26 protein-coding genes are annotated in these 23,108 nt (G+C 60.7%); 23 read left to right on the forward strand and 3 right to left on the reverse strand.

The genetic code is table 11. The features are described 5' to 3' along the window. Nucleotides 1-40: 40 nt before the first annotated feature. From fliN to motA, 3 genes are all read right to left on the reverse strand, one after another. The gene (gene fliN / locus QWE_RS11790; protein ID WP_006726352.1) at nt 41-688 is read right to left on the reverse strand and encodes a flagellar motor switch protein FliN; all 648 of its coding nucleotides are present in this window, start codon (nt 686-688) and stop codon (nt 41-43) included. Nucleotides 689-749: 61 nt separating this feature from the next. After that, the gene (locus QWE_RS11795) at nt 750-1,697 is read right to left on the reverse strand and encodes a FliM/FliN family flagellar motor switch protein (protein ID WP_085942933.1); all 948 of its coding nucleotides are present in this window, start codon (nt 1,695-1,697) and stop codon (nt 750-752) included. Nucleotides 1,698-1,699: 2 nt separating this feature from the next. Then, nucleotides 1,700-2,578, reverse strand: coding sequence for a flagellar motor stator protein MotA (gene motA / locus QWE_RS11800; protein ID WP_006726354.1), 879 nt, complete (start codon nt 2,576-2,578; stop codon nt 1,700-1,702). A 225-nt stretch (nt 2,579-2,803) separates the two neighbouring features. On the opposite strand from motA, the gene flgF reads away from it, so the two are divergent. The 23 genes from flgF (at nt 2,804) to rem (ending at nt 23,061) form a co-directional block, all read left to right on the forward strand. Continuing rightward, nucleotides 2,804-3,538, forward strand: coding sequence for a flagellar basal-body rod protein FlgF (gene flgF, locus QWE_RS11805; RefSeq protein ID WP_006726355.1), 735 nt, complete (start codon nt 2,804-2,806; stop codon nt 3,536-3,538). An 18-nt stretch (nt 3,539-3,556) separates the two neighbouring features. After that, entirely contained in the window at nt 3,557-4,945 is a 1,389-nt protein-coding gene (gene fliI / locus QWE_RS11810) for a flagellar protein export ATPase FliI (RefSeq protein ID WP_006726356.1), read from the forward strand. Nucleotides 4,946-4,947: 2 nt separating this feature from the next. Then, on the forward strand, nt 4,948-5,514 hold the full coding sequence (locus tag QWE_RS11815) for a hypothetical protein (protein ID WP_040300150.1): 567 nt from the start codon (nt 4,948-4,950) through the stop codon (nt 5,512-5,514). A 75-nt stretch (nt 5,515-5,589) separates the two neighbouring features. Beyond that, complete coding sequence (gene flgB, locus QWE_RS11820; protein WP_006726358.1) at nt 5,590-5,985, forward strand: flagellar basal body rod protein FlgB; 396 nt, start codon at nt 5,590-5,592, stop codon at nt 5,983-5,985. Continuing rightward, nucleotides 5,985-6,407, forward strand: a complete 423-nt coding sequence (flgC, locus tag QWE_RS11825) for a flagellar basal body rod protein FlgC (RefSeq protein WP_006726359.1) — start codon at nt 5,985-5,987, stop codon at nt 6,405-6,407. The genes flgB and flgC overlap by 1 nt, the downstream gene beginning before the upstream one ends. Then, entirely contained in the window at nt 6,404-6,742 is a 339-nt protein-coding gene (fliE, locus tag QWE_RS11830) for a flagellar hook-basal body complex protein FliE (protein ID WP_006726360.1), read from the forward strand. The genes flgC and fliE overlap by 4 nt, the downstream gene beginning before the upstream one ends. A gap of 15 nt (nt 6,743-6,757) precedes the next feature. After that, the gene (gene flgG, locus QWE_RS11835; protein ID WP_006726361.1) at nt 6,758-7,546 is read left to right on the forward strand and encodes a flagellar basal-body rod protein FlgG; all 789 of its coding nucleotides are present in this window, start codon (nt 6,758-6,760) and stop codon (nt 7,544-7,546) included. A gap of 17 nt (nt 7,547-7,563) precedes the next feature. Next, nucleotides 7,564-8,040, forward strand: a complete 477-nt coding sequence (gene flgA, locus QWE_RS11840) for a flagellar basal body P-ring formation chaperone FlgA (protein WP_006726362.1) — start codon at nt 7,564-7,566, stop codon at nt 8,038-8,040. A 14-nt stretch (nt 8,041-8,054) separates the two neighbouring features. Then, entirely contained in the window at nt 8,055-9,158 is a 1,104-nt protein-coding gene (locus QWE_RS11845; RefSeq protein WP_006726363.1) for a flagellar basal body P-ring protein FlgI, read from the forward strand. Next, nucleotides 9,155-9,691 carry a MotE family protein gene (locus QWE_RS11850; RefSeq protein ID WP_006726364.1) on the forward strand — a complete coding sequence of 179 codons (537 nt, stop codon included), beginning with the start codon at nt 9,155-9,157 and terminating at the stop codon, nt 9,689-9,691. The genes QWE_RS11845 and QWE_RS11850 overlap by 4 nt, the downstream gene beginning before the upstream one ends. Further along, a complete protein-coding gene (gene flgH, locus QWE_RS11855; protein ID WP_006726365.1) occupies nt 9,688-10,407 on the forward strand; it encodes a flagellar basal body L-ring protein FlgH in 720 nt (239 codons plus the stop codon). The genes QWE_RS11850 and flgH overlap by 4 nt, the downstream gene beginning before the upstream one ends. A gap of 19 nt (nt 10,408-10,426) precedes the next feature. Beyond that, complete coding sequence (locus QWE_RS11860) at nt 10,427-10,945, forward strand: flagellar basal body-associated FliL family protein (RefSeq protein WP_006726366.1); 519 nt, start codon at nt 10,427-10,429, stop codon at nt 10,943-10,945. Further along, nucleotides 10,942-11,679: a flagellar type III secretion system pore protein FliP gene (gene fliP / locus QWE_RS11865; RefSeq protein WP_006726367.1), complete on the forward strand. Its 738-nt coding sequence runs from the start codon at nt 10,942-10,944 to the stop codon at nt 11,677-11,679. The genes QWE_RS11860 and fliP overlap by 4 nt, the downstream gene beginning before the upstream one ends. 248 nt (nt 11,680-11,927) lie before the next feature. Then, nucleotides 11,928-12,836: a flagellin N-terminal helical domain-containing protein gene (locus tag QWE_RS11870; protein ID WP_006726368.1), complete on the forward strand. Its 909-nt coding sequence runs from the start codon at nt 11,928-11,930 to the stop codon at nt 12,834-12,836. Between the two features lie 402 nt (nt 12,837-13,238). Further along, nucleotides 13,239-14,153, forward strand: coding sequence for a flagellin N-terminal helical domain-containing protein (locus QWE_RS11875; protein ID WP_006726369.1), 915 nt, complete (start codon nt 13,239-13,241; stop codon nt 14,151-14,153). A 223-nt stretch (nt 14,154-14,376) separates the two neighbouring features. Next, nucleotides 14,377-15,375, forward strand: coding sequence for a flagellin N-terminal helical domain-containing protein (locus QWE_RS11880; RefSeq protein WP_006726370.1), 999 nt, complete (start codon nt 14,377-14,379; stop codon nt 15,373-15,375). Between the two features lie 305 nt (nt 15,376-15,680). After that, nucleotides 15,681-16,640 carry a flagellin N-terminal helical domain-containing protein gene (locus QWE_RS11885; protein WP_006726371.1) on the forward strand — a complete coding sequence of 320 codons (960 nt, stop codon included), beginning with the start codon at nt 15,681-15,683 and terminating at the stop codon, nt 16,638-16,640. Between the two features lie 264 nt (nt 16,641-16,904). Then, a complete protein-coding gene (locus tag QWE_RS11890) occupies nt 16,905-17,552 on the forward strand; it encodes a FliH/SctL family protein (protein WP_006726372.1) in 648 nt (215 codons plus the stop codon). After that, complete coding sequence (locus QWE_RS11895; protein ID WP_006726373.1) at nt 17,549-18,871, forward strand: MotB family protein; 1,323 nt, start codon at nt 17,549-17,551, stop codon at nt 18,869-18,871. Before QWE_RS11890 ends, QWE_RS11895 begins: the two co-directional genes overlap by 4 nt. Then, a complete protein-coding gene (motC, locus tag QWE_RS11900; protein WP_420804555.1) occupies nt 18,871-20,196 on the forward strand; it encodes a chemotaxis protein MotC in 1,326 nt (441 codons plus the stop codon). Before QWE_RS11895 ends, motC begins: the two co-directional genes overlap by 1 nt. Nucleotide 20,197: 1 nt before the next feature. Beyond that, on the forward strand, nt 20,198-21,604 hold the full coding sequence (gene fliK / locus QWE_RS24420; protein ID WP_052018165.1) for a flagellar hook-length control protein FliK: 1,407 nt from the start codon (nt 20,198-20,200) through the stop codon (nt 21,602-21,604). Further along, on the forward strand, nt 21,528-22,109 hold the full coding sequence (locus QWE_RS11910; protein ID WP_240532539.1) for a transglycosylase SLT domain-containing protein: 582 nt from the start codon (nt 21,528-21,530) through the stop codon (nt 22,107-22,109). The genes fliK and QWE_RS11910 overlap by 77 nt, the downstream gene beginning before the upstream one ends. A 280-nt stretch (nt 22,110-22,389) precedes the next feature. Further along, the gene (rem, locus tag QWE_RS11915) at nt 22,390-23,061 is read left to right on the forward strand and encodes a transcriptional activator Rem (protein ID WP_006726377.1); all 672 of its coding nucleotides are present in this window, start codon (nt 22,390-22,392) and stop codon (nt 23,059-23,061) included. Nucleotides 23,062-23,108: the final 47 nt, after the last annotated feature.

Here is a 23,108-nt window from a genome sequence, read left to right on the forward strand (position 1 = left end):
GAAGTCCATCATGGTCTTGTCCTCTCTGGCCCGTCATGGGTCAGGATGTCTTGGTCGCCATCACTTCAATCAGTTTGACACCAAATCGTGTATCGTCGTTCTCGAGAACGGTGATCTCGCCGCGCGCGATGCGACGACCATTCACCATGATCTCGACGGGTTCGCCGATCTTCTTGTCCAGCGCGATAATGGCGCCTTCTTCGAGGTTCATCAGGCCGGAGACCTGCATACGGCTGGAGCCGAGCACGATCTGGACCTCGATCGGGATGTCCATGATCAGGTCGAGATTGGCGGTCAGGCCGCTGCCCGGTTCCGGCTGCGTGCCGCTGGCTCCACCGAAGTCGGCGCCGCCGCCAAAGTCGCTGCCGCCGCCGAAATCGCTGGAGCCGCCAAAGTCGCTGGTCCCGCCAAAATCGCTGCTACCACCGAGATCGCTGGAGCCACCGAAATCGCCGAGCCCGAAGTCATCGCTCGGGGCCGCTGCAGCGCCGCCGCCGAAATCCGATTCGAACGCCGCGAGCGGGTCGTCCTTGAGGCCAAGGTCCGAACCGAAGTCGCCGAGCCCGCCGTCTGCATCCGCCTTGAGGACGCCGCGCAGGTCATCGACGGCCTGGTCGAAATCGGTGTCGCTCGCGCCCGGCATCGCCAGCGCGTCGTCATCCTTCGGTGGTGTCTTCTTCGTTGCCATGGATTGATTATTCCTCTTGAAACTTGCCTCAAGCTGCCGTGCGGCGAGCCCCGGTAAATTGCTAGCTCATCAAATGCTTTAGAATCTCATCTTCGCTGCTCACATTGTCCTTCACGCGCACGGTGTAACGGTCGCCTGCGCGGCCGAACTCGCAGCGGTAGAGATTCTTGCCGTTGGCGCTGACATCCACCATCACGTCACCCTTGTCGTGGAAGGGGATGACGTCGCCGGCGACAAGGCGCGAAACGGTGGCGAGGGTCAGCGAATCGAGCCGGACGCGGGCTTCCAGGGTGACCTGCGAGCGACGAACCTGCTCGGCGATCTGTTCCTGCCATTCCTTCTTCGACTTGCCGGCCTGGCTCTTCGACTTCGGTATCGTGACAACGGTCTTGAGCAGCGCTTTTTGCGGAATGACCAGATAGAATTCCGAGGTGACCGGGCCGAGCGTTATGCCGAGCTTCACTGTCACCGCATATTCGTCGACATGATCTTCTTCTAGCTTCTGACGGTCTTCGGCGTTGTGAGCCTTCTCGAGCAGCGGCTCGAACCCGCCAGGCGCGTTGACGCCCGAGCGCAGGACGTTCGCGATCTTGTCGAAAACCATGACGGCCAAATCGAGTTCGATCTGCGAAAGCGGACGCTCGATCGGCTCCTGAATGGTCTCCGGCAGGGCGCCGAGAAGGTTCTCCATCAGCGTGATGACGAAGCTGTTGCCGCATGCCAGCACGAAGTTCGGCGACCAGTTGCGCAACTGCCCGTCGGCAAGCGAAACATTGTCGCCGAGATCGGCGATCAGGTCCGTCATCAGGCCGCTTTCGTGGCCGTTGTAGTGAACCTGCATGGTGAGCCCCGTCTCGCTGTGGAAGACGTCGGGCAGGAACTCGACATAAAGCTGGCCGAAGTCGCTGCACAGGCGCTGCAGGGTTTTCGAATCGCCCAGGCCGCCGGTCAGTTTGGCGAGCAGCGCGCGGTCCATGCTGGGTGCCGTCTCAGTGATGGTCTCGGTCATGATCAAGCCGCCTTGCTTTCACCGCCGCCACCCGGGTTCATCATTTCCTGCTCGACGGCGTCGATCGACGGACGTTCGTGCGAGGAGATGGTCTTGCGACCGTATTCCAGCGCCACCTGCGGAACCGAGCCGTTCATGTAGGCGAGCAGCGTCTGCTTCACGATGATGTAGAGGCGATGCTGCTTGGTGCGCACGGCCTTGATCTGCGAGATGATCGGGTTGCAGAGGCAGTAGGACAGGAAGATGCCAAGCATGGTGCCGACGAGTGCCGCACCGATCAGGCCACCGAGCACTTCCGGCGACTCGTTGATCTTGCTCATTGCCTTGATAACCCCGAGAACGGCCGCGACGATACCGATCGCCGGGAAGCTGTCGCCCATGGCGGTCATGGCGTGGTAAGGCTTCATCTTGTCGTAGTGGATGGTCTCGATTTCCTCGTCCATCAGCGCCTCGATCTCATGGCTACGGGCATTGCCGATGATGATCAGGCGGACATAGTCACAGATGAAGGCGGTCAGTTCCTTGTTCTTCAGCAGGTTCGGGGCCGCTGTGAAGATCGAGGATTCTTCCGGGTTGTCGATATGCGCTTCGATTTCGTTGCGCGACTTGGTGCGGAGGTCGCGCATCAGGGAGTAGAGCACGCCGAGAACGTCGAGATAATCGCGCTCCTTCGGAACCGTCTGCTTGAAGGCCTCGCCGAGCGACTTGCCTGTATCTTTGATGACTTTCATCGGGTTGGCCATGATGAAGCCGCCGATGCCCGCGCCGCCAATGATGACGAGCTCGAAGGGTTGGACCAGAACGTCCAGATGGCCGCCCATGGCCATGAAGCCGCCTAGGACGCAGCCCAGTGTGATGATGAAACCGACGATTAAGTTCATTTTGCCCGCACCCGAACGTTACTATTCACCGTTAGCGATAGAGCCCCTGCCTTGCGTGAGGCTGAATCACAGCGCCAATTTTGGGCTGCGCATGGGCGGGCAAGTCAGGGTGTCTGCCCGACAGTTTCGCGCAAGCCTTTTGCCGCAAGAAGAGTGGAATGGAGCGTAGGCTATCCTGCGTTAAATAATGATTTACTGATATTATTCACTCGCGGAGGCCAAGCGATGCAATCCGGTATCTATGTGTCCCTGTCGTCCCAGATGGCTCTTGAGCGTCGTCTCACCACCATCGCCGACAACATGGCCAATGTGAACACGGTGGGCTTTCGCTCGACGGATGTGAAATTCGACGAGATGCTGAGCCGCACCGGCAACGACCTCAATGCGAAGATCGCATTCGTAAGCCAGGGCAACGACTATCTGTCGACGAAGAACGGCGAACTGATCTCGACCGGCAATGTGCTGGACTTTGCGATCAAGGGTGACGCCTGGTTTGCGATCGACACGCCGGTCGGCCAGGTGCTGACTCGCGATGGTCGTTTCACCATGACCGACACCGGCGAACTGGTTTCGACCCGCGGCTACCCGGTTCTCGATGCCGGCGGCGCGCCGATCCAGCTCAACCGCGCCGGCGGTCCGCCGGAAGTCGGTGCGGGTGGTCAGATCATACAGGACGGCCGCCAGGTCGCCACGCTCGGCGTCTTCACTGCGGACGTGCGCAACGGCTTCCTTCGATATGAGAACAGCGGCGTGACCACCGTCGACAACCCGCAGCCGGTCGTCGACAACCCGGAAATCTCGATTCTTCAGGGTTATGTCGAAAACTCCAACGTCAACGGCATCGGCGAGATGACCCAGCTCATCCAGGTCAATCGCGCCTTCGAAGCCATCAGCGCCCTGATCAGCTCGAGCGAGAATACCATGAGCGAGGCGATCAAGGTCCTCGGCGGCGGCAACTGAGCCTGAGATCGGATTATCATGAGCGCGCCGACTTCAGACGAATTTCCGCTGTCACCCAAGCTCGGACAACTGGCGGCGCTGGCGCAGCGTTATTCCCGGCCGAGCAATTCCGTGACGCAGGGCGGCCATGTCCGCACCATCGCTGCCGGACACTATACGGTGACGGGTCTTTCGCGTCATGTGCGCCTCGGTGAATTCGTCGCGCATCGCTCCTCGACGGGCGTGCATCTCGGCGAGGTCGTGCGTGTCGAGCCAGATGTCTGTTACGTCTGCCCGATCGAACCCGGCGAACCCATCGGCATCCACGATGTCGTCATCCGCAAGGGCGCGTTCCGCATCGCACCCGATGACAGCTGGTGTGGCCGCACGATCAACGCGCTCGGCGATCCGATCGACAACGGCCCGGCGCTGTCGCCGGGACCGGAACGCCGACCGATTTCGACGACCGCTCCTCCATCCATGACCCGAAGCCGCGTCGAGACGGGGTTCAAGACCGGCGTCCGTGCCATCGACATCTTCTCGCCCCTCTGCCTTGGCCAGCGTCTCGGCATTTTCGCGGGATCTGGCGTCGGCAAATCCACACTTCTCTCCATGCTCGCCAGAGCGGATGCCTTCGACAAGGTCGTGATCGCCCTGGTCGGTGAGCGCGGTCGCGAAGTGCGCGAATTCATCGAGGATACGCTCGGCGACAACATGGCGAAATCGATCGCTGTGGTCGCCACCAGTGACGAAAGCCCGATGCTGCGTAAGATGGCGCCTCTGACGGCGATCACCATCGCCGAGCACTTCCGCGACAAGGGCCAGAACGTCCTATTCATCGTCGACAGTGTCACGCGTTTTGCCCATGCAATCCGCGAAGTGGCAACGGCCGCCGGCGAGCCACCGATCGCGCGCGGTTATCCCGCCTCGGTCTTCACGGAATTGCCGCGCCTCCTCGAACGTGCCGGACCGGGCGCGGAGGGGGCGGGCACCATCACCGCGATCATCTCGATCCTTGTCGATGGCGACAACCACAACGACCCGATCGCCGACTCGACACGCGGCATTCTCGACGGTCACATTGTCCTCGACCGCGCCCTTGCGGATGAAGGACGTTATCCGCCGATCAATCCTTTGACCTCGATCTCACGTCTGGCTCGCAAGGCCTGGACGGCCGAGCAGGAAAAGCTGGTGTCGCGCCTCAAGGCGCTGATCCATCGCTTCGAGGAAACCCGAGACCTGCGCCTGATCGGCGGTTACCGCAATGGTTCCGACCCCGATCTCGACATGGCGATCAAGCAGGTTCCGGTCATCTACGACATTCTGAAGCAGACGCCGGGCGAGAAACCGGCCCTTGATGCCTATGCCGATCTGGCCAACGCCCTCAAGGCGGCTGCCGGCGGGCAGGGCATGAGACAAAGGGGATGACCATGACCGATTTCGATGCTGACGAGCCCGTGGCTCCGCTGCGACCGGTCCTGGCGAAGCGCCGTGTCCCGACCGTCGACCGTGTCCTGGCCTTCGCCGGCATCGCACTTGCGTGCGGTGCCGCCCTGTTTCCCTGGTACGTTTTCTTCAATGAAGAGAAGTTCGGTATCCGTGTGGCCAATTGGGAGCGCACCCGCGATCTGCCCGAGGGCCCGGGACGCGACGTCTTCAGTGTGTCGCCGCTCGCTCTCGTCGATCGTGACGACGAAGATGATGATGATAGCGAAGTGGAGGCGGTCGACCAGATCGTCACCGCGACCGTCCCGACCCTGGGACGTGAACAGCCGGCAGCGCTTGATATGCCGAGCTCGCAGCCATTCCCCGGCAAGAGCGGCTTCCGTCTCCTGCATGTCGCCAATGGTCGTGCACTGATCGAAGACAAGTCCGGCATGTTTCTCGTGCGTGTCGGTTCGATCCTGCCGGACAACAGCCGCGTCGCCACGCTCGAGCAGCGGGACGGAAAATGGGTGATTGTCACGTCGACCGGCGAGGTCGTTCGAAACAATTGAAAGGCGTGGGGGCGGGCAAGTCCCACGCAAGATTAAGGGCCTAGGCTCCGATCAGTAAAAGACGGAGTGACGCCCATGAATCCCATCCAGTTGTTCGAGCTGGCATCCAGACAGGCGGAATGGCTTTCGGTGCGCCAGCAGGTCGTGGCGACCAATATCGCCAACGCCAATACCCCGAAATTTCTGGCCAAGGATATCACGCCCTTCAGTGCGGTCCTGGACCGGACAAGCACCGTGCAGGGTATGGCCGTCACTCAGCCGGGCCACATGGCTGCCAACGACTTCAGCGATCGCAACATCGCCGTCGTCGACGAAGAACTCAACAATGAGATCGGCATCCAGGAGTCGGGAAACACGGTCGCGCTCTCGGACGAACTGAGAAAGACGGGCGAGATCAAGCGGAATCACGAGCTCAACACCTCGTTGATGTCCTCCTTCCATCGCATGATGCTTATGACGGTGAAACGCTGATGACTGATCCTTTGCTGGCAACTCTGCGCGTTGCGGGAAGTGGGCTTGAAGCCCAGTCGACCCGACTTCGCATCGTATCGGAAAACATCGCCAATGCGCGCACCACGGGCGATACGCCCGGCGCCGATCCCTATCGCCGCAAGACGATTACGTTTGGGGCCGAACTGGATCGCGCAACCGGCGCAAATACCGTTGAGGTCAAGAAGCTCGGCGTCGACCTTGCCGACTTCATTGAAGAATTCGATCCGGGCAACCCGGCTGCCGACGAGCGCGGCATCGTCAAGATGCCGAATGTCAACATCCTGATCGAGATGGCCGACATGCGTGAGTCCAATCGGACTTACGAAGCCAACCTGCAGACGATCAAGCAGACCCGAGACATCATTTCCCAGACAATCGCGCTTCTGAAGGCCTCGCAATGATCGAATCTATCACCAAGACCAGCGCATTGTCGGGCATCGGCGGCCTGGATTCACTGTCCAGCTCGTTTTCGTCGAAGGGCCTGACCGCCGAGGGTACGACGCCCGGCACCATGACCGGCGAGACCTTCATGGCCGCCCTCGGCAATGTCGCGGCGGACGCGGCCAACAACCTGAAAAAGGCCGAGCAGACGTCGTTCGACGGCCTGTTGGGCAAGGCCAACACCCGTGAGGTGGTCGATGCCGTCATGCAGGCCGAGCAGTCGCTCCAGACGGCGATCGCGTTCCGCGACAAGATCGTCAACGCCTATCTCGAAATCACGAAGATGCAAATCTAGCAGGGGTACCGAACTATGAGAGCGCTTGCCATCGCAGCCACGGGTATGGACGCCCAGCAGACCAATCTCGAAGTCATCGCGAACAACATCGCGAACATCAACACCACCGGCTTCAAGCGGGCGCGTGCTGAATTCTCCGACCTTCTCTATCAGACGGAGCGCGCCCAGGGCGTGCCGAACCGTGCCAACCAGGCAATCGTGCCGGAAGGCGCGAATATCGGTCTCGGCGTTCAGACGGCCGCCGTCCGCAACATTCACACCCAGGGCCAGCTCACCCAGACCGGCAATGAACTGGACCTCGCGCTCATCGGCCGCGGCTGGTTCCAGATCGAAAGCCCTGACGGCGCCACGCTCTACAGCCGTTCCGGTGCGTTCAACATGAATGCCGAGGGCCAGCTGGTCACGATCGACGGTTACCTCGTCACGCCGCAGATCACGATCCCGCAGGATGCGAGCGAAGTGGTGATCAGCCGTACCGGCCAGGTTCAGGCACGCATCGGCAACGATGCCGACTACACCGACCTCGGACAGCTGACGATTGCCAACTTCGTCAACGAAGCCGGCCTGAAGCCGCTTGGCGACAACCTGTTTGCCGAGACCGCAGCCTCGGGTGCCGCAATCGTGGGCGCCCCGGAAGATCCGGGCTTCGGCTACATCAAGCAGTCCTATCTGGAAGCCTCGAACGTCGACTCGGTGAAGGAGATCACGGACATGATCTCGGCTCAGCGCGCCTACGAGATGAATTCCAAGGTCATCACCACTGCCGACGAGATGGCTCAGATCGTCAGCAAGAACCTCAAGTAAGACAACTGGAGGCAAACATGAGGTTTCGCCGGAAATTCGGACATGCCTTGCGCGCGATGGCTCTCGCCGTCGCCGCAATGGGCCTCGGCGCCGGCGGTGCCCTGGCGCAGAACACGGCCGTGATCCCCAAGCGGGTGATCTATCCCGGCGAAATCATTGCATCCGAGCAGGTCGATGTGGTCGCCGTGACCAATCCCAATCTCGCCGGAGGCTATGCCCGCACCAAGGACGAAGTGGTCGGCATGGTGGCCAAGCGCACCTTGCTCCCCGGTCGGACCATTCCGGTCCACGGGCTTCGCGAAGCCTTCGCCGTCAAGCGCGGAAGCAGCGTTCGTCTGACCTTTTCGATCGGCACCATGCTGATCAGCGCCAGTGGCACGCCGCTGACCGACGCGTCCGTCGGTGAGGTCGTGAAGGTGCGCAATATCGATTCCGGCTCGATCGTGTCTGGCACGGTCATGGCGGATGGCACGGTACAGGTGATGGCAAAATGAGATTGATTGCTCCCATGCGGATCGCGCTCTGCGCGCTGGCGCTGGTCATGGCCCCCCTGGAGCCGGCCCTGAGCGCCAATTCGCGCATCAAGGACATCGCCTCGCTCCAGTCCGGACGCGACAACCAGCTCATTGGTTATGGCCTCGTGGTCGGTCTGCAAGGAACCGGCGACAGCCTGCGCTCCTCGCCGTTTACCGACCAGTCGATGCGCGCGATGCTGCAGAACCTCGGCATTTCGACCCAGGGTGGGCAGTCAAACGCCAAGAATGTCGCAGCCGTCATGGTCACCGCCAACCTGCCGCCTTTCGCGAGCCCGGGAAGCCGCATCGACGTGACCGTGAGCTCGCTCGGTGACGCAACGTCGCTGCGCGGCGGCACGCTGGTCATGACGTCGCTGACCGGCGCCGACGGTCAGATCTACGCCGTTGCGCAGGGGTCTGTCGTCGTCTCGGGCTTCAATGCCCAGGGTGACGCTGCAGCCGTGCAGCAAGGCATCACCACGTCCGGCCGCGTGCCGACGGGTGCCATCATCGAGCGCGAGCTGCCGTCCAAGTTCAAGGACAGCGTCAATCTCGTGCTGCAGCTCCGCAACGCCGACTTCACCACCTCGCTTCGCATCGCCGATACGATCAACGCCTATGCGGCAGCCAACTATGGCGCGCCGATCGCCGAGGCGCGCGACAGCCAGGAAGTCGTTGTCCAGAAGCCCCGCACGGCAGACCTCGCGCGCCTGATGGCCGATATCGAAAATCTGGTCGTCGCAACGGATTCGCCGGCCCGCGTCGTCATCAACGAGCGCACCGGTACGATCGTCATCGGCGCCGACGTTCGTGTTTCGCGCGTTGCCGTGAGCTACGGGACGCTGACCGTCCAGGTGCAGGAAACCCCGCAAATCATCCAGCCAGAGGCCTTCTCGCGCGGTGAGACGGCAGTCCAGCCGCAGACCGATATCTCGATCCGGCAGGAAGGCGATCAGATCGCCATCGTCGATGGTCCGGATCTCAGAACCCTCGTCAGCGGGCTTAACAGCATTGGGATCAAGCCGGACGGCATCATCGCCATCCTCCAGGGCATCAAGTCTGCCGGCGCCCTGCAAGCGGAGCTCGTGCTGCAATGAACCTTTTCGATCGTATTCGCCCTTCCGCCAAGTCGCTGCGCAATGTGGCTCTCGTCGTCACCGTCGCGACCCTGCCGGCCTTTGCCCAGAACGCGGTCGGTCAGCAACAACCGCCCGAAAGCGCGACTGAGGCTGAAATCCGCCAGTTCTGCACCGGCATCGCGGATGCAGCACGCGACCAGCGTTACCTTCTGCAGAAGCAGGAACTCGACAAGCTGCAGGCCGATGTGGACAGCCGTATCGCCATCCTCGAACAGCGCCGTGAGGAATACGAGGACTGGCTGACCCGCCGCAACGAATTCATGAAGCAGGCCGAAGGGCAGCTCGTCGAAATCTACCGGAAAATGGCGCCGGATGCGGCAGCACCTCAACTTGAGGAGACCAACGTGATGCTGGCGGCCGCCATCATCATGAAACTGCCGCCGCGCCAGTCGAGCCTGATCCTGACCGAGATGAGCCCGGGCAAGGCTGCCCAGGTCGCTTCGATCATGTCGAGCGCCGGCGACCCCAATACATCGAAGGACCCATCATGATGAAGCGTTTCCCGGCACTGCTGGCCGTTCTTCTCCTCGCCGGCTGCCAGAGCCAGACCGTCAAGGAGATCGGCAACGCACCGTCGATGAGCCCGATCGGGTCCGGACTGCGTTACAGCCAGACCCCGCAGATGGCCATGTATCCGAAACAGCAGGCGCAGACGGCCAGCGGCTATTCCCTGTGGAGCGACAGCCAGTCCGCCCTGTTCAAGGATGCGCGCGCGCTGAATGTCGGCGACATCCTGACCGTCAATATCGAGATCAATGATCGGGCCTCGTTCGACAACAAGACCGACCGCAGCCGCACCAATGGGACCGGTCTGAGCTGGGGTGCGAACGTCTCCAACTTCCTAGGCTTCTCGACCGATACGGGAACGTCCGGCGATCTCTCGACCGATTCCAACACGAGCTCCAAGGGATCGGGCAAGACTGAGCGTTCGGAGCGCTTGAACCTTCTGGTCGCAGCCGTCGTCACGGGTGTGCTTGAAAACGGCAACCTGCTGATCAGCGGTTCCCAGGAAGTGCGTGTGAACCACGAGCTTCGCATCCTGAACGTCGCCGGTATCGTCAGGCCTCAGGATGTCAATGCAGACAACCAGATCTCCTATGACCGGATCGCCGAAGCCCGCATCTCCTATGGTGGTCGCGGCCGTTTGACCGAGGTCCAGCAGCCGCCGATCGGCCAGCAGGTCGTCGACATCTACTCGCCGTTCTGACGCGGGGGAGGCAAGGCACATGGAAGAAGGTCAGGAAGGCGAAGGCAAGAAGAAGTCGGGGCTTATGGCGCTCGTCATCCCGCTGGTGGTCCTCACCGCCGTCGGTGGCGGTGGCGGCTGGGTGATCGGCAACATGCTCGCACCTCAGGTCAAGCAGGCCGAAGACGCTGCCAAGGCGGCGGAAGCGGCGGCCGGGGGACATGGTGGTGAGGCCAAGAAGGACGAGGAGGGGCTCCCCAAGATCTCCACCGAGGCCAATGGCGTCGTGGCGCTCGAGCCGATTACGACCAACCTCGCATACCCCTCAGAAAACTGGATCCGTCTGGAAGTGGCCTTGATGTTCAATGGCCCGCCGGATGTCCAGATCGCCGAGGCAGTGCACCAGGACATCATGGCCTATTTGCGCACCGTATCTCTGCAGCAGGTCGAGGGCCCACGCGGCTTTCAATATCTCAAGGATGACCTTCAGGAGCGAGTTGACCTGCGCTCGGAAGGCCGCGTATCCAAGGTGATGTTCAGAACGCTCGTGATCGAATGATTCGGTTTCTACTCCTCGTCGCCGTCATGATGATGGCGCCGCAACTGGCTGTGGCCCAGCAGTTGCCCACGGATATCTTCAACACCCCGATCGATGGATCGGTGGCGGCGTGGATCATTCGTACCTTCGGTCTGCTGACGGTGCTGTCGATCGCGCCCGGCATTCTGATCATGGTCACGAGCTTTCCCCGTTTCCTGATCGCATTTTCCATTCTGCGCTCCGGCATGGGGCTTGCCACCACGCCATCGAACATGATCCTGACCAGCATGGCGCTGTTCATGACCTTCTATGTCATGGCGCCGACCATGGACCGCTCCTGGCGCGAAGGCGTGCAGCCGCTCATCAACAATCAGATCACCGAGGCAGAAGCGGTCGCCCTCATCGCCGAGCCGTTCCGCGCCTTCATGACGGCGAACACGCGCGACCGGGATCTCGCGCTTTTCGTCGACATCGCCAACGAGCGCGGCCAGACAACCATCGTCGACGGCCAGGTCGACTACCGTGTCCTCATCCCGGCCTTCATGCTGTCGGAAATCCGGCGCGGCTTCGAGATCGGCTTTCTGATCATCCTGCCCTTCCTCGTCATCGACATGGTGGTCGCCACCATCACCATGGCCATGGGTATGATGATGTTGCCGCCCACCTCGATCTCCCTGCCGTTCAAGATCCTTTTCTTCGTCTTGATCGACGGCTGGAACCTGCTCGTCGGCAGCCTCGTCCGATCGTTCGTTTGAGTTAACCATCCCTGCTTACGGTTGATTCACTACGCTCCCTTACGGGCGATTTACCACGTCGTCAGCGCCCCCTGAACTACCTCCAAATGTAAAGAAGTTGGCAAGGATTGGCTGCGAGTTTGGACCTCGCACGACGGGTCTGGTAGCAACGAAAAATACCAAAAGGCATGATGCCGAACGTCCGTGACCGGTAAGTTTTTCAGTCCGGTATGTCCCCTCTTGTATCTCGTTTTTAAGGGACAAATCCTATGGCCAGCATTCTGACCAACTCCAGCGCGATGTCCGCGCTTTCTACCCTGCGCTCGATCGCTTCCAGCATGGAATCGACGCAGAACTCCATCTCGACCGGCATGAAGGTCTCCAAGGCCTCTGACAACGCTGCTTACTGGTCGATCTCCACCACCATGAAGTCCGACAACATGGCGTTGAGCGCCGTAACGGATGCTCTCGGCGTTGGCGCTGCCAAGGTTGACACCGCTTACGCAGGTATGGAGTCGGCTATTGATGTCGTGAAGGAGATCAAGGCCAAGTTGGTGGCTGCCCAGGAGCAGGGCGTCGATAAAGAAAAGATCCAGGAAGAGATTACTCAGCTTCAGGAACAGCTTCTTTCGGTAGCCGAGTCAGCGGCCTTCAATGGTCAGAACTGGCTCGCCAATGAAGATGGCACCGAAGTAAGCGTTATCACGGGCTTCGTACGCGCTTCCGACAACACTGTTTCGGTCAAGTCCACCACGGTGACCCTTGACGACACCAACATGCTGTTCCAGACCGCTGCGGATGGGACTATCACCGCAACCACCGGCATCCTTGGCACAGCAGGTACCGCAAGTACCCAGAGCGTATACGCCTTCACGATCGACAACGACACCGATGCGACTGCGCTTGGCAACCTGCTGACTGACGTCGAAACCGCTCTGACGTCGATGACCAGCGCTGCGGCAAAGCTCGGCTCGATTTCTTCGCGTATCGAACTGCAGACCGACTTTTCGCAGAAGCTGTCTGACGCCATCGAAAAGGGCGTTGGTCGTCTCATCGACGCTGACATGAACGAAGAGTCGACTCGCCTCAAGGCCCTGCAGACCCAGCAGCAGCTGGCCATCCAGGCGCTCTCGATCGCCAACAGCGACTCGCAGAACATCCTGTCGCTCTTCCGTTAATCGCACGATCAAGTCGGCCCGTGAGGGCCGGCTAGACGATCCCGACGCCATTATGCCTTGGTGGCTGACCAGAGGCGCGCGAAGGGAAGGCTTAACCCTCCGGAGGCTGAACCGGATCGGAAGCTACACGAAGGCCGCGTTCGGAAACGAGCGCGGCCTTTGCGTTTTATTAATCATGATCTGCTACGCGCGCGTACGCGCGAAGGTTGCAAAAAAAATCAAAAATCCGCCGATGCATCGGTTCGTTTAGGCCTTCATTAACCTTGATGGTTTTATCTAAGCTTATCGAAGCGGCGAGCTAACTTATACATTTCAGCCAGTTAGCAGGCATGATGCTGTGCGCCGTTACCGGTGAGACCGGAATGTCCCTTCTTAGTCAGCCATTCAAGGGGCAATACTACCATGACGAGCATTCTTACCAATATCGCCGCAATGTCGGCACTCCAGACGCTGCGCACGATCGGCAGCAGCATGGAAGACACCCAGGGCCGCGTTTCCTCCGGCCTGCGCGTCGGCGAAGCTTCCGACAACGCTGCTTATTGGTCGATCGCCACCACCATGCGCTCCGACAACATGGCCCTCTCTGCCGTCTCTGACGCTCTGGGCCTGGGCGCTTCGAAGGTCGATACCGCCTATGCCGGTATGGAGTCCGCCATCGAAGTCGTGAAGGAAATCAAGGCAAAGCTGGTCACCGCAACCGAAGAAGGCGTTGACAAGAACAAGGTTCAGGAAGAGATCACCCAGCTCCAGGCGCAGCTGATGTCGATTGCCGAATCCGCGTCCTTCTCGGGCGAAAACTGGATCGCTGGTGACGCCGCAGACGTGACCGTCGTTTCGGGCTTCGTACGCGACGCTAACAATGCCGTATCCGTCAAAACGACGACATATTCCCTGACGGATACTGCTGACGGTACGCTGCTGTTCGGCGGTGACGGTGCCGGCGGCATCAATCAGGCGACTGGCATCCTTGGGACTTCGGGCGGTGCGACCATCGGCGTCTCCGTATACGAACTCAACATCTCCACCTTTGAAGGTGCAGAGATGGCAGAGGCCCTGACCCTGGTTGATGAAGCCCTGGCCGCAATGACCAGCGCTGGTGCTGAACTCGGTTCGATTTCCATGCGCATCGAACTGCAGGAAGATTTCGCCAACAAGCTGTCTGACTCGCTCGACTCCGGTATCGGCCGCCTCGTTGACGCCGACATGAACGAAGAATCGACCCGCCTCAAGGCACTGCAGACTCAGCAGCAGCTGGCAGTCCAGTCGCTCTCGATCGCCAATTCTTCTTCGGAAGTCATCCTCTCGCTCTTCCGTTAAGACTGAAGAGATCCAGCATCGAAGCCGCCCTCCGGGGCGGCTTTTTGCGTTTTAACGAATTTATCAGATCTCTTTAACCATGCGTTAACCATACAGTCGTTAGATGAGCTCATGTAACGATGAGTTAACCAAGACGAAGAACTGGTTAACGGCATTAGGCCAGATCATCGTTCCCGGACAAGACCGGGATGTCCCCAAATCTAGCCATTTAAGGGACACGACCGTGACCAGCATTTTGACGAACAACGCAGCGATGGCTGCACTCCAGACTCTCCGCTCGATCGACTCGAAGATGCAGGACACCCAGGCGCGTGTGTCCTCCGGTCTGCGTGTCGGAGGAGCTTCCGACAACGCCGCCTATTGGTCGATCGCAACCACGATGCGCTCCGACAACATGGCTCTTTCAGCCGTCCAGGACGCCCTCGGCCTCGGCGCTGCAAAAATCGATACCGCCTACGCCGCGATGGAAAGCTCCATCGAGGTGATGAAGGAAATCAAGGCAAAGGTTGTTGCCGCCACTGAACAGGGCGTCGACAAGACCAAGATCCAGGAAGAGATCGACCAGCTGCAGGAACAGCTTCGTTCGATCTCGGAATCGGCGAGCTTCAGCGGCCAGAACTGGGTCGCAACCGGCAATGACACGGTGACTGCCCCCGTCGAAGTGACGGTTGTCTCCGGTTTCATTCGTGACTCAAACGGTAATGTTTCGGTATCAACGACGCTCTATTCTCTCGATGCGACGACGCCCGATGGCATGACCGTGCTGTACGGCGGCGATGCGAACGGTCTGATCGACTACAACTCCGGCATCATCGGCAGTGTGTCCGACACCTTCGATGCCTTTGTTGACTGGGACAATGACGGCGCAGTCGGGGCACCAGCCGCCGAAATCGCCGGCGTTTCCATCGATCAGCTGGACATTACCGGCTTGACCACCCCCGGCATGCAGGAAGCCCTCTCGCTCGTCGAGTACGGCCTTCAGCAGATGACCAGTGCGGCCGCCGCTCTCGGCTCCATCTCGATGCGCATCGGCATGCAGGAAGACTTCGTTGCGGCCCTGACCGACTCGATCGACAGCGGTATTGGCCGTCTCGTCGATGCCGATATGAACGAAGAATCGACCCGCCTCAAGGCACTGCAGACCCAGCAGCAGCTGGCCATCCAGTCGCTCTCGATCGCCAACACCTCTTCCGAGAGCATCCTGACACTCTTCCGTCAGTAAGCGGCGCTCTGGCTAGGGGCGACTTCGTCCCGCCCTGACAGTGTCGGATGTTATCGGTGTGAATCCGCGCCTCGCAAGAGGCGCGGATTTTCGTTTGAGCCTTGCGCGAAACTTTTGGCATTTTCGTTTGGACGACAAAAGACAAGCCGGTGCCTTGCCATGTCCTTGGTCTGTTTGTTAACTGCCACTATTAACGATTTGTTAACAGTGACGGGGACCGCGCCTATGCGCGTTCTGCATGATGCCCTCCCGTCTTGCCGGCGAGCCGCCGGATGCGCAGTCCTTTACGCTTAGGGGCACCAAGCATGACCAGTATTATGACCAATGCGGCCGCCATGGCGGCGCTGCAGACACTTCGTTCGATCGACAACAATCTCGAGATGACCCAGCGGCGGGTCTCGTCGGGTTACCGGGTCGAAACGGCAGCCGACAATGCCGGCTATTGGTCCATTGCCACGACGATGCGCTCCGATAATGCTGCGCTCTCGACAGTTTCCGACGCACTCGGCCTCGGTGCGGCAACCGTTGATACCGCTTACACGGCGCTCGACAATGTCGTTGACGTGATGTCCACGATCAAGGCGAAGCTGGTTGCCGCCCGCGAACCGGGCGTCGACAAGAACAAGATCAACGAGGAAATGACGCAGCTGAAAAACCAGCTGATTTCCTCGGCCCAGTCCGCATCCTTCTCGGGTGAAAACTGGCTTTACAACACCAATGCGCTGGAGCTCGGCACCAAGCAGGTTGTTTCCTCCTTCGTCCGCGGAGCAGACGGCAGCGTTCAGGTCACGACCCTCGACTTCGACACCGCTGAATCCGTGCTGATCGACACCCAGGATGCGTCTCGCGGCTTTCTCACCAAGTCGATTGATGCCGATGCCCTGCGCAACACCGGCACCGGCACGCGCGAATATTACCTCCTAGACATGGGAGGGCCGACGGGCGGCGACGAGATCGCGATAGAGACCGACACTCCCGATGATGTAATCGACGACATGATTGCTGTCGTTGACAACGTCATCCAGCAGCTGACCGACGCCGCCGCCACCCTCGGCGCGATCACCAGCCGCATCGAGATGCAGGACAACTTCGTCTCGAACCTCATGGACGTGATCGACAAGGGCATTGGGCGTCTGGTCGATGCCGACATGAACGAGGAATCGACGCGTCTGAAGGCGCTGCAGACCCAGCAGCAGCTCGGCATCCAGGCACTCTCGATAGCCAACAGCAGCGCCGAAAAGCTTCTCACGCTCTTCCAGCGATAAGCCCTGAAACGCCGGCTGCGCAGGCAGTCGGCGTAACCGTGCCGTTCTGAAGCAGGCCGACTGCAAACCTCATTCATCTTCGCGCAAGTTTGAACCCCTAGCTTGAGGAAGCGCACGTGGCACCAGAAGCCAAGCCGTGCCGAATGAGCATAGGTCGATCCTTGAAGATGAGAGAACGCGTACGGACATGCTGATGTTTGATCTTCTTCTCCTGCAAGTGCACGTCAGCCGTGTCCAAACTGTCGCCGATGGAGGCGATTGCCCATGAGCATGCCTTTGGCCCGTTATCTCAAGGACTTCTCGACGTCGGTCGCGCCGCCTGCGCCGCCGGCGCCGGCGTTCGACATGCCGTCGGTGGATGCCTTCGACATGGACTTTCCAGCGCTTCCCGAACCAGAGACAGTCGACGTCGAGGCCATCAAACGCGAGGCCTATGCCGAGGGCCATGAAGCCGGGGAGAAGGCCGCTGCGGAACGTTTCGAGGTGGATCGCCAGGCGATGGAGATCGCCCACGCCCAGGCGCTGGCCGAGCGTGACCAGAAACTGCGTGACGAGTTTGCAGACCTGCTCGCGACGAAGCTGCCGGACGTGATCGAGAGGCTCTCGCTTGCCGTGAGCGAACAAGCGGCGATTGCGCTCGCTCCGGCCATCGGCGAGGCGCTTGCCGAAAAGGCCGTCAAAGATCTCGCTGACCTTTTGAAGGCAGCCATCACTGCGGGCGAGGCAGGTACGATCGAGGTCAAGGGACCTCGTCTCCTGTTTGAAAAGCTGCAGTCGGAAATGCCGGAGCAGACAGGCTTCCTGCGCCATGTCGAAGATCCGGACCTCGATCTCTCGGCTGAATTCGGCGATGCCGCGCTCGTCACCCGCATCTCGGCCTTTACGGCGAGCCTGAAGAAAGTGCTGGCATGAGCGAAGACAATCATCACCACGGCAAGAACGAAATCATTATCGTCAAACGCCACAAGGGTGACCACGACGGTGCCCATGGTGGTGCCTGGAAGATCGCCTATGCCGACTTCATGACCGCCATGATGGCCTTCTTCCTCGTCATGTGGCTGGTGAACGCCGCCAACGAGGAAACCAAGGCCTCGGTCGCAAGCTACTTCAACCCTATCCAGTTGTCTGACGAGCAGCCCACCAAGAAGGGGCTTGAGAAGCCGGTCGAGACGAGCGAGGGCGAGGAGAAGAAGGAACGTTCCCAGGTCGACGAAGATCAGGACAAGGTCGGTTCCGCAGCCGCTACCGGCGACGACCAGACGGCGTCTTCGGGCGACGAAGCCAACTATTCTGAAGCGGACTTCTTCGAAAATCCCTATTCGGTTCTGGCTGAAATCGCCCAGGAAGTCGGGCAGCAAGCCAATGTCAGCGCCAAGGGCGAAGGTGGCGCAGCCGATTCAGGTCCGTCCACCGGCGCCCAGGGCGGTGAGGCCTATCGCGATCCCTTCGATCCGGATTTCTGGACGCAGCAGGTTCAGACCTCCAATGGCCCCCCGGGTGAACCGACCGACGCGCAAACCCCGGCCGAGCAGGCGCAGACCGCGCCGCCGTCCGAGACCGACATCTCTGAACCTTCGACCGAGCCCGAGCAGCAGATCGCTCTCGTGGTGCCGGGCCGGAAGCCGGACCCGTCAGCCACGCCGTCAGAAGCGATGACCGCCGCCAAGCCTGCCGACGCTGAAGCAGCGAAAATCGGTCAGACCGAACAGCCGCTCGATGGGGTCGGCGAGAAGCCTGACACTGCCGAGGCGCAACTCGAAGTGCAGCTTGCTGCGGCTGACAAGCTGAAAGCAGAAATTGAGAATGCCATCGGCGGTGCCGCCGGCAAGCTGGCCGAAGGGCTCCTCGTCACACCGGCGGAAGGTGGTTTGCTGGTCACAATCAGCGATCAGAGCGATGCCGCCATGTTCAATGTCGGCTCGGCCGTGCCGCGCCGCGAACTCGTGATTGCCATGGAGAGGCTTGGCCAGATCCTGCAGGCAAAGCCAGGCCGGATCGTGATCCGTGGCCATACGGACGCCCGCCCGTTCCGCGGCACCGAGAATGACAACTGGCGGCTTTCCATGGCACGCGCCCACAGCGCCTATTTCATGCTGGTGCGCGGCGGTCTGAACGAGGATCGGGTCGAGCAGGTCTCCGGCTTTGCCGATCGGCGCCTGCAGGTGCCGGAGGATCCGCTGGCGGATGCCAATCGTCGCATCGAGATCCTGATCGAAGCGGAGCAGGGCTAATCATGCGCATCCGGCGTCTCACCATCCGACTGCTGCTGTCCGGTCTGACCGTCCTTTCGGTCGGATCGTTCGGCCATGCCCAGTCGCTGGACGAGACGATCGAGCCCTATCGCATGCTGCGCTCGCTGCAATTCGTTCAGGACACCGTGGTACGCGGCGACCATTCTGCCGCGGACATGCAACGGTTCATGCTGGGCACGATCGACGAGCGTTTGCGAACTGCCGACCCCAAGATCTTCCAGGATCCCCGCAATGTCGATGCGGCACTGATCTATGCGATGAGCGGAGGAAATCCGGCGACCCTGGAATTCTTGGTCGCCCGCGACATTGAAGGCAATTTCGACAACCGGGTCAGTGATGCGCTCCGCAAGTATCTGAGCGGCAAGGGTACGCTCATCGCCAAGACCCTCGGCGACATGGCCGTGGAATACAAGAATGACAAGATCGGCCCCTATCTGGCGCTGGTCGCCGGCAATGTGACCCTGACAAGGGATCCGGCCGGTGCGCTCAAGTTCTACGATTGGGCCCGTCTCACGGCGCCCGGCACCATCGTCGAGGAGGCGGCCCTGCGTCGGTCGCTTGCGGTCGCTGTCGACGCCAAGATCGTCGACAAGGCCTCGCTCTATGCCAATGGCTATGCCCGTCGCTTTCTCTATTCTCCCTATGCCAGCCAGTTCGCCGATCTGTTCGTCCGCTTCGTGGTCGAGCATTACGAGGTGCTGAAGCCCACCGATATCGAAGCCACGCTTGGCTACATGGATGCGGATCGGCGCCGTGAGGTCTATCTCCGGATCGCCCGTGAGGCGGCCATTGCAGGGCGCAAGCAACTGGCGACGATGGCGGCCGAGCAGGCGAAGCTGCTTTCCGGCACCGAGGAAGGCGCCGACGCACTGGCGAAACTTTATGGCAGCCTCGTGCGTGTCCCGACCGAGAATGTCGACGACGCCATGGCCGCCCTCATGCAGGTCCCGGAAGACATGCTGTCGCCCCGCGATCGCGCGCTTCGGCAAGCGGCTGAAACCATAGCCAAGGAAGTTTTGCGAAAGCCCGAGCCGGTTCAGCGTTCCCAGACTCCTTCGGCCGAGGCCGTGAGCATCGAGAACCCGGCACAATCCGCAGCGGCTGATCCCGACCTGCAGGACCCGTTTGCCCAGCCGGAGCCGACCCCGGTTGCCCAGACTGAGCCGGCGCAGCCGGCTGCCAGCGCATCCGCGACACTCCCTGCCGAGCAAGCCGAAATCGACCCGGAGCTGCGCAGCTTCGTCGATTCCGGACGCTCGAAGCTCGACGCAATTGACGATCTTCTCCAGAAAGAAGGCCCGTAAGATGATGGACGCACTCTCAGCCCCCAGAATGCCCGCGACGGATGGCTCGGCGGCTTCGGCCGGATCGGGCCGCGCAGACAAGGCGGCGGACGATAGCAGCTTCTCCAAGGTGCTCTCCAAATCCGGCGAACAGGAGGCTGGCGCGTCGAGGCAGGATCGCACGCGCGACGAAACGGATGCTTCAGATGCAGATGTCGATCAGCCGACAACAAAGACGGCGACACGGGCAGGGGAGCGATCCTTCCCGGCCATCGACGAAGCTTTGCTGGCGCAGCTCGACGCGCTGCCGGATGACATCTCGACGGGGGATCTGATCCGTGCTCTCGCCAAGGCGCAGGCCAAGGGTAATGGAAACTCCCGAGGTGACAAGGAGCCTCAGGTCGAGATCGAAGGCCTCGATCCGGAACTGAAGGCGCAATTGGCCAAGGCCATGGCTGCGGTCCGGGATCGCAAGGAAACCGGAGAAGGCGAACCGGTCGCGGCCGAACAGGCTGCAGGCGAGGCGACTGCGCCCGAAACCCCCGTGGCGGATCTCGCCGATGTGCTCCAGCTTCTGGCAGGCGGCAAGATCGATCCGACCGAAAAAGGCAAGGAGCCCACCAAGGGCGATAAGGCGGCTAAGGACGAGCAGAAGGTTCTTCCAGGCAACCTCGCCGATGCCAAGACCCGTGATGCGGCCAATAGCACAGCTTCGGATGACGACAGCTCTGACGGCGATCGCGATTTCCGCTTCGTCCGCGCCGACGGCAAGGGCCAGCCGCTTGTTCTGCGCGGGGAGGCTGCGTCTTCTCCAGAACAGGCGGAGCAGAAGGTCGTCGAAACGGTCACGGTGGTCGACAGCCGCCGCTACATCGCTCCAGTCTCGACGTCCAATGCGGCGTCCATCACCGCAGCGATGCTGGGCGACAATGACTGGCTCGGCGCCATGGCGCCCGGCTCCGAGCTCGCCAATGCCGCCGCCCAGTCCAGCCAGGGCAAGGTGGTGCATACGTTGAAGCTCCAGATGACGCCGATTGACCTCGGCAGCGTCACCGCAACTCTGCGCCTGTCCGGCGAAGAATTGAGCGTTCAGTTGACCGTGGACAATGCGGCGGCCTTCCGCCAGCTCTCCAACGATCAGAGCGACATCCTGAAGGCACTCCGGGCGCAGGGTCTCGTTGTCGACCAGGTCCAGGTGACCATGCAGGCCTCGTCGGCCGATCGGAGCGCGGACGCTGGACAGAATGGTTCCCAGAACCAGCAGGCCGGTCAACAGACATTCCAGCCCGGAAATCAGGGCGGTGAACGACAGCAGCGCGGTGACGCGCCAGGAAATACCGTGAGGATGACGGATGAGCGTGTGGCTGATACGACGGATGTTCCCGCTTCCGGCAATCGCGGCGCTCGCCCTGATCAGCTTTACGTCTGAGGCAGAGGCAAGTCGCGGTGCCTGTGAGGGCGCCATCAGCGCGGCCGCTGCCAAATACGGCGTTCCCGAAGGCATCCTCTATTCGGTCGGCCTGACAGAGACCGGCCGCAAGGGGAGCTTGGCGCCCTACGCCATGAACGTCGAGGGAAAAGCCTACTATTTCGACGATCTGGACGCAGCACTCGATGCCTTCGAGCGTGCGCGGACCGGGGGCGCGAAGCTCATTGATGTCGGTTGCATGCAGATCAATCAGCACTTCCATGGGGAGCACTTTACCTCTGTGGAGGCGATGTTCGATCCGCGGCGAAACGTGGAATATGCAGCTCGCTTCCTGAGCAACCTCCACAATCGTCACGAAACCTGGACGATGGCGGTCGCCCGCTATCACGCGGGCCCCAACAATGATCCCGCCCAGAAGCGCTACGTGTGCCGTGTGATCTCCAATCTGGTCGCAACGGGATACGGAAATTGGACGCCTAATGCGCGACAATTTTGCGGTGAATAACAATCTGGAGTTGTTTGACAGCCACGATTGTGCCGATTTGCCAATTGTGGCGACACTGCGGTACGCCGAGGTCTAGCAAGACCTTGTGCGAAACTTGCGTTAACTTTTCCACTGAAAAATAGTGCCTATTTAGTTAAAAACCTACTAGATCTAGTTCAAATCGGCACCAAAAGGTTAATCAATCGTTAATAACTATGGTTAAGTTCTCCTAGTTGTTCATGAATCCCCCGATTCGTACCCATGGTGCATCGAAACACCACACTGATTCGGAGGCGGCTGAATGATCGTCGTGGTAGATGAGCGCGAGCTCGTGAAAGACGGATACACATCACTATTTGGACGCGAGGGGATTCCCTCGACGGGGTTCGACCCCCGCGAGTTCGGGGAATGGGTCAATACGGCGGCCGATTCCGACATCGCGGCGGTTGAGGCATTCGTGCTCGGCCAAGGCGAGACCACCCTCGAATTGCCGCGTGCAATTCGCGACAGGACCCAGGCACCGGTGATCGCGGTTAGCGATCAGCCATCCCTCGAGGCAACTCTGGCACTTTTTGATTGCGGCGTCGACGACGTCGTTCGCAAGCCTGTGCACCCCCGTGAGATCCTGGCGCGTGCGGCGGCAATCCGCCGGCGTCTGCGGGCAATCACCAACTTCACCGAGATCGGCCCGATCAAGGTGTTCTCCGACGGCCGTGATCCCGAGATCGCCGGCGACGTCTTCGCCCTGCCGCGCCGCGAGCGCCGCATCCTCGAATATTTGGTCGCAAATCGCGGCCGGCGCGTATCGAAGACCCAGATCTTCAACGCGATCTACGGTATCTTCGACGAGGAAGTCGAAGAGAACGTCGTTGAAAGCCACATCTCCAAGCTTCGCAAGAAGCTGCGCAAGAAGCTGGGTTTCGATCCTGTCGATTCCAAACGCTTTCTCGGCTACTGCATCGACTGGAGCTGATCTACCTGCGGCCGCCCTTGAGCGGCCGCATTTTTTCCTCGACGCGA

It is taken from the genome of Agrobacterium albertimagni AOL15, from assembly GCF_000300855.1.
Lineage (GTDB): Bacteria > Pseudomonadota > Alphaproteobacteria > Rhizobiales > Rhizobiaceae > Allorhizobium > Allorhizobium albertimagni.

What these genes read in the sequence shown, in the direction of transcription:
- fliP (WP_006726367.1), top strand. Translation starts at nt 10,942, where the DNA reads ATGATTCGGTTTCTACTCCTCGTCGCCGTCATGATGATGGCGCCGCAA.
- fliN (WP_006726352.1), bottom strand. Translation starts at nt 688, where the DNA reads ATGGCAACGAAGAAGACACCACCGAAGGATGACGACGCGCTGGCGATG.
- flgB (WP_006726358.1), top strand. Translation starts at nt 5,590, where the DNA reads ATGAATCCCATCCAGTTGTTCGAGCTGGCATCCAGACAGGCGGAATGG.
- fliK (WP_052018165.1), top strand. Translation starts at nt 20,198, where the DNA reads ATGATGGACGCACTCTCAGCCCCCAGAATGCCCGCGACGGATGGCTCG.
- QWE_RS11875 (WP_006726369.1), top strand. Translation starts at nt 13,239, where the DNA reads ATGACGAGCATTCTTACCAATATCGCCGCAATGTCGGCACTCCAGACG.
- QWE_RS11860 (WP_006726366.1), top strand. Translation starts at nt 10,427, where the DNA reads ATGGAAGAAGGTCAGGAAGGCGAAGGCAAGAAGAAGTCGGGGCTTATG.
- QWE_RS11845 (WP_006726363.1), top strand. Translation starts at nt 8,055, where the DNA reads ATGCGGATCGCGCTCTGCGCGCTGGCGCTGGTCATGGCCCCCCTGGAG.
- flgG (WP_006726361.1), top strand. Translation starts at nt 6,758, where the DNA reads ATGAGAGCGCTTGCCATCGCAGCCACGGGTATGGACGCCCAGCAGACC.
- fliI (WP_006726356.1), top strand. Translation starts at nt 3,557, where the DNA reads ATGAGCGCGCCGACTTCAGACGAATTTCCGCTGTCACCCAAGCTCGGA.
- flgH (WP_006726365.1), top strand. Translation starts at nt 9,688, where the DNA reads ATGATGAAGCGTTTCCCGGCACTGCTGGCCGTTCTTCTCCTCGCCGGC.
- QWE_RS11795 (WP_085942933.1), bottom strand. Translation starts at nt 1,697, where the DNA reads ATGACCGAGACCATCACTGAGACGGCACCCAGCATGGACCGCGCGCTG.
- motA (WP_006726354.1), bottom strand. Translation starts at nt 2,578, where the DNA reads ATGAACTTAATCGTCGGTTTCATCATCACACTGGGCTGCGTCCTAGGC.
- flgC (WP_006726359.1), top strand. Translation starts at nt 5,985, where the DNA reads ATGACTGATCCTTTGCTGGCAACTCTGCGCGTTGCGGGAAGTGGGCTT.
- flgA (WP_006726362.1), top strand. Translation starts at nt 7,564, where the DNA reads ATGAGGTTTCGCCGGAAATTCGGACATGCCTTGCGCGCGATGGCTCTC.
- fliE (WP_006726360.1), top strand. Translation starts at nt 6,404, where the DNA reads ATGATCGAATCTATCACCAAGACCAGCGCATTGTCGGGCATCGGCGGC.
- QWE_RS11870 (WP_006726368.1), top strand. Translation starts at nt 11,928, where the DNA reads ATGGCCAGCATTCTGACCAACTCCAGCGCGATGTCCGCGCTTTCTACC.
- flgF (WP_006726355.1), top strand. Translation starts at nt 2,804, where the DNA reads ATGCAATCCGGTATCTATGTGTCCCTGTCGTCCCAGATGGCTCTTGAG.
- QWE_RS11885 (WP_006726371.1), top strand. Translation starts at nt 15,681, where the DNA reads ATGACCAGTATTATGACCAATGCGGCCGCCATGGCGGCGCTGCAGACA.
- QWE_RS11895 (WP_006726373.1), top strand. Translation starts at nt 17,549, where the DNA reads ATGAGCGAAGACAATCATCACCACGGCAAGAACGAAATCATTATCGTC.
- QWE_RS11910 (WP_240532539.1), top strand. Translation starts at nt 21,528, where the DNA reads ATGAGCGTGTGGCTGATACGACGGATGTTCCCGCTTCCGGCAATCGCG.
- QWE_RS11815 (WP_040300150.1), top strand. Translation starts at nt 4,948, where the DNA reads ATGACCGATTTCGATGCTGACGAGCCCGTGGCTCCGCTGCGACCGGTC.
- QWE_RS11850 (WP_006726364.1), top strand. Translation starts at nt 9,155, where the DNA reads ATGAACCTTTTCGATCGTATTCGCCCTTCCGCCAAGTCGCTGCGCAAT.
- QWE_RS11890 (WP_006726372.1), top strand. Translation starts at nt 16,905, where the DNA reads ATGAGCATGCCTTTGGCCCGTTATCTCAAGGACTTCTCGACGTCGGTC.
- rem (WP_006726377.1), top strand. Translation starts at nt 22,390, where the DNA reads ATGATCGTCGTGGTAGATGAGCGCGAGCTCGTGAAAGACGGATACACA.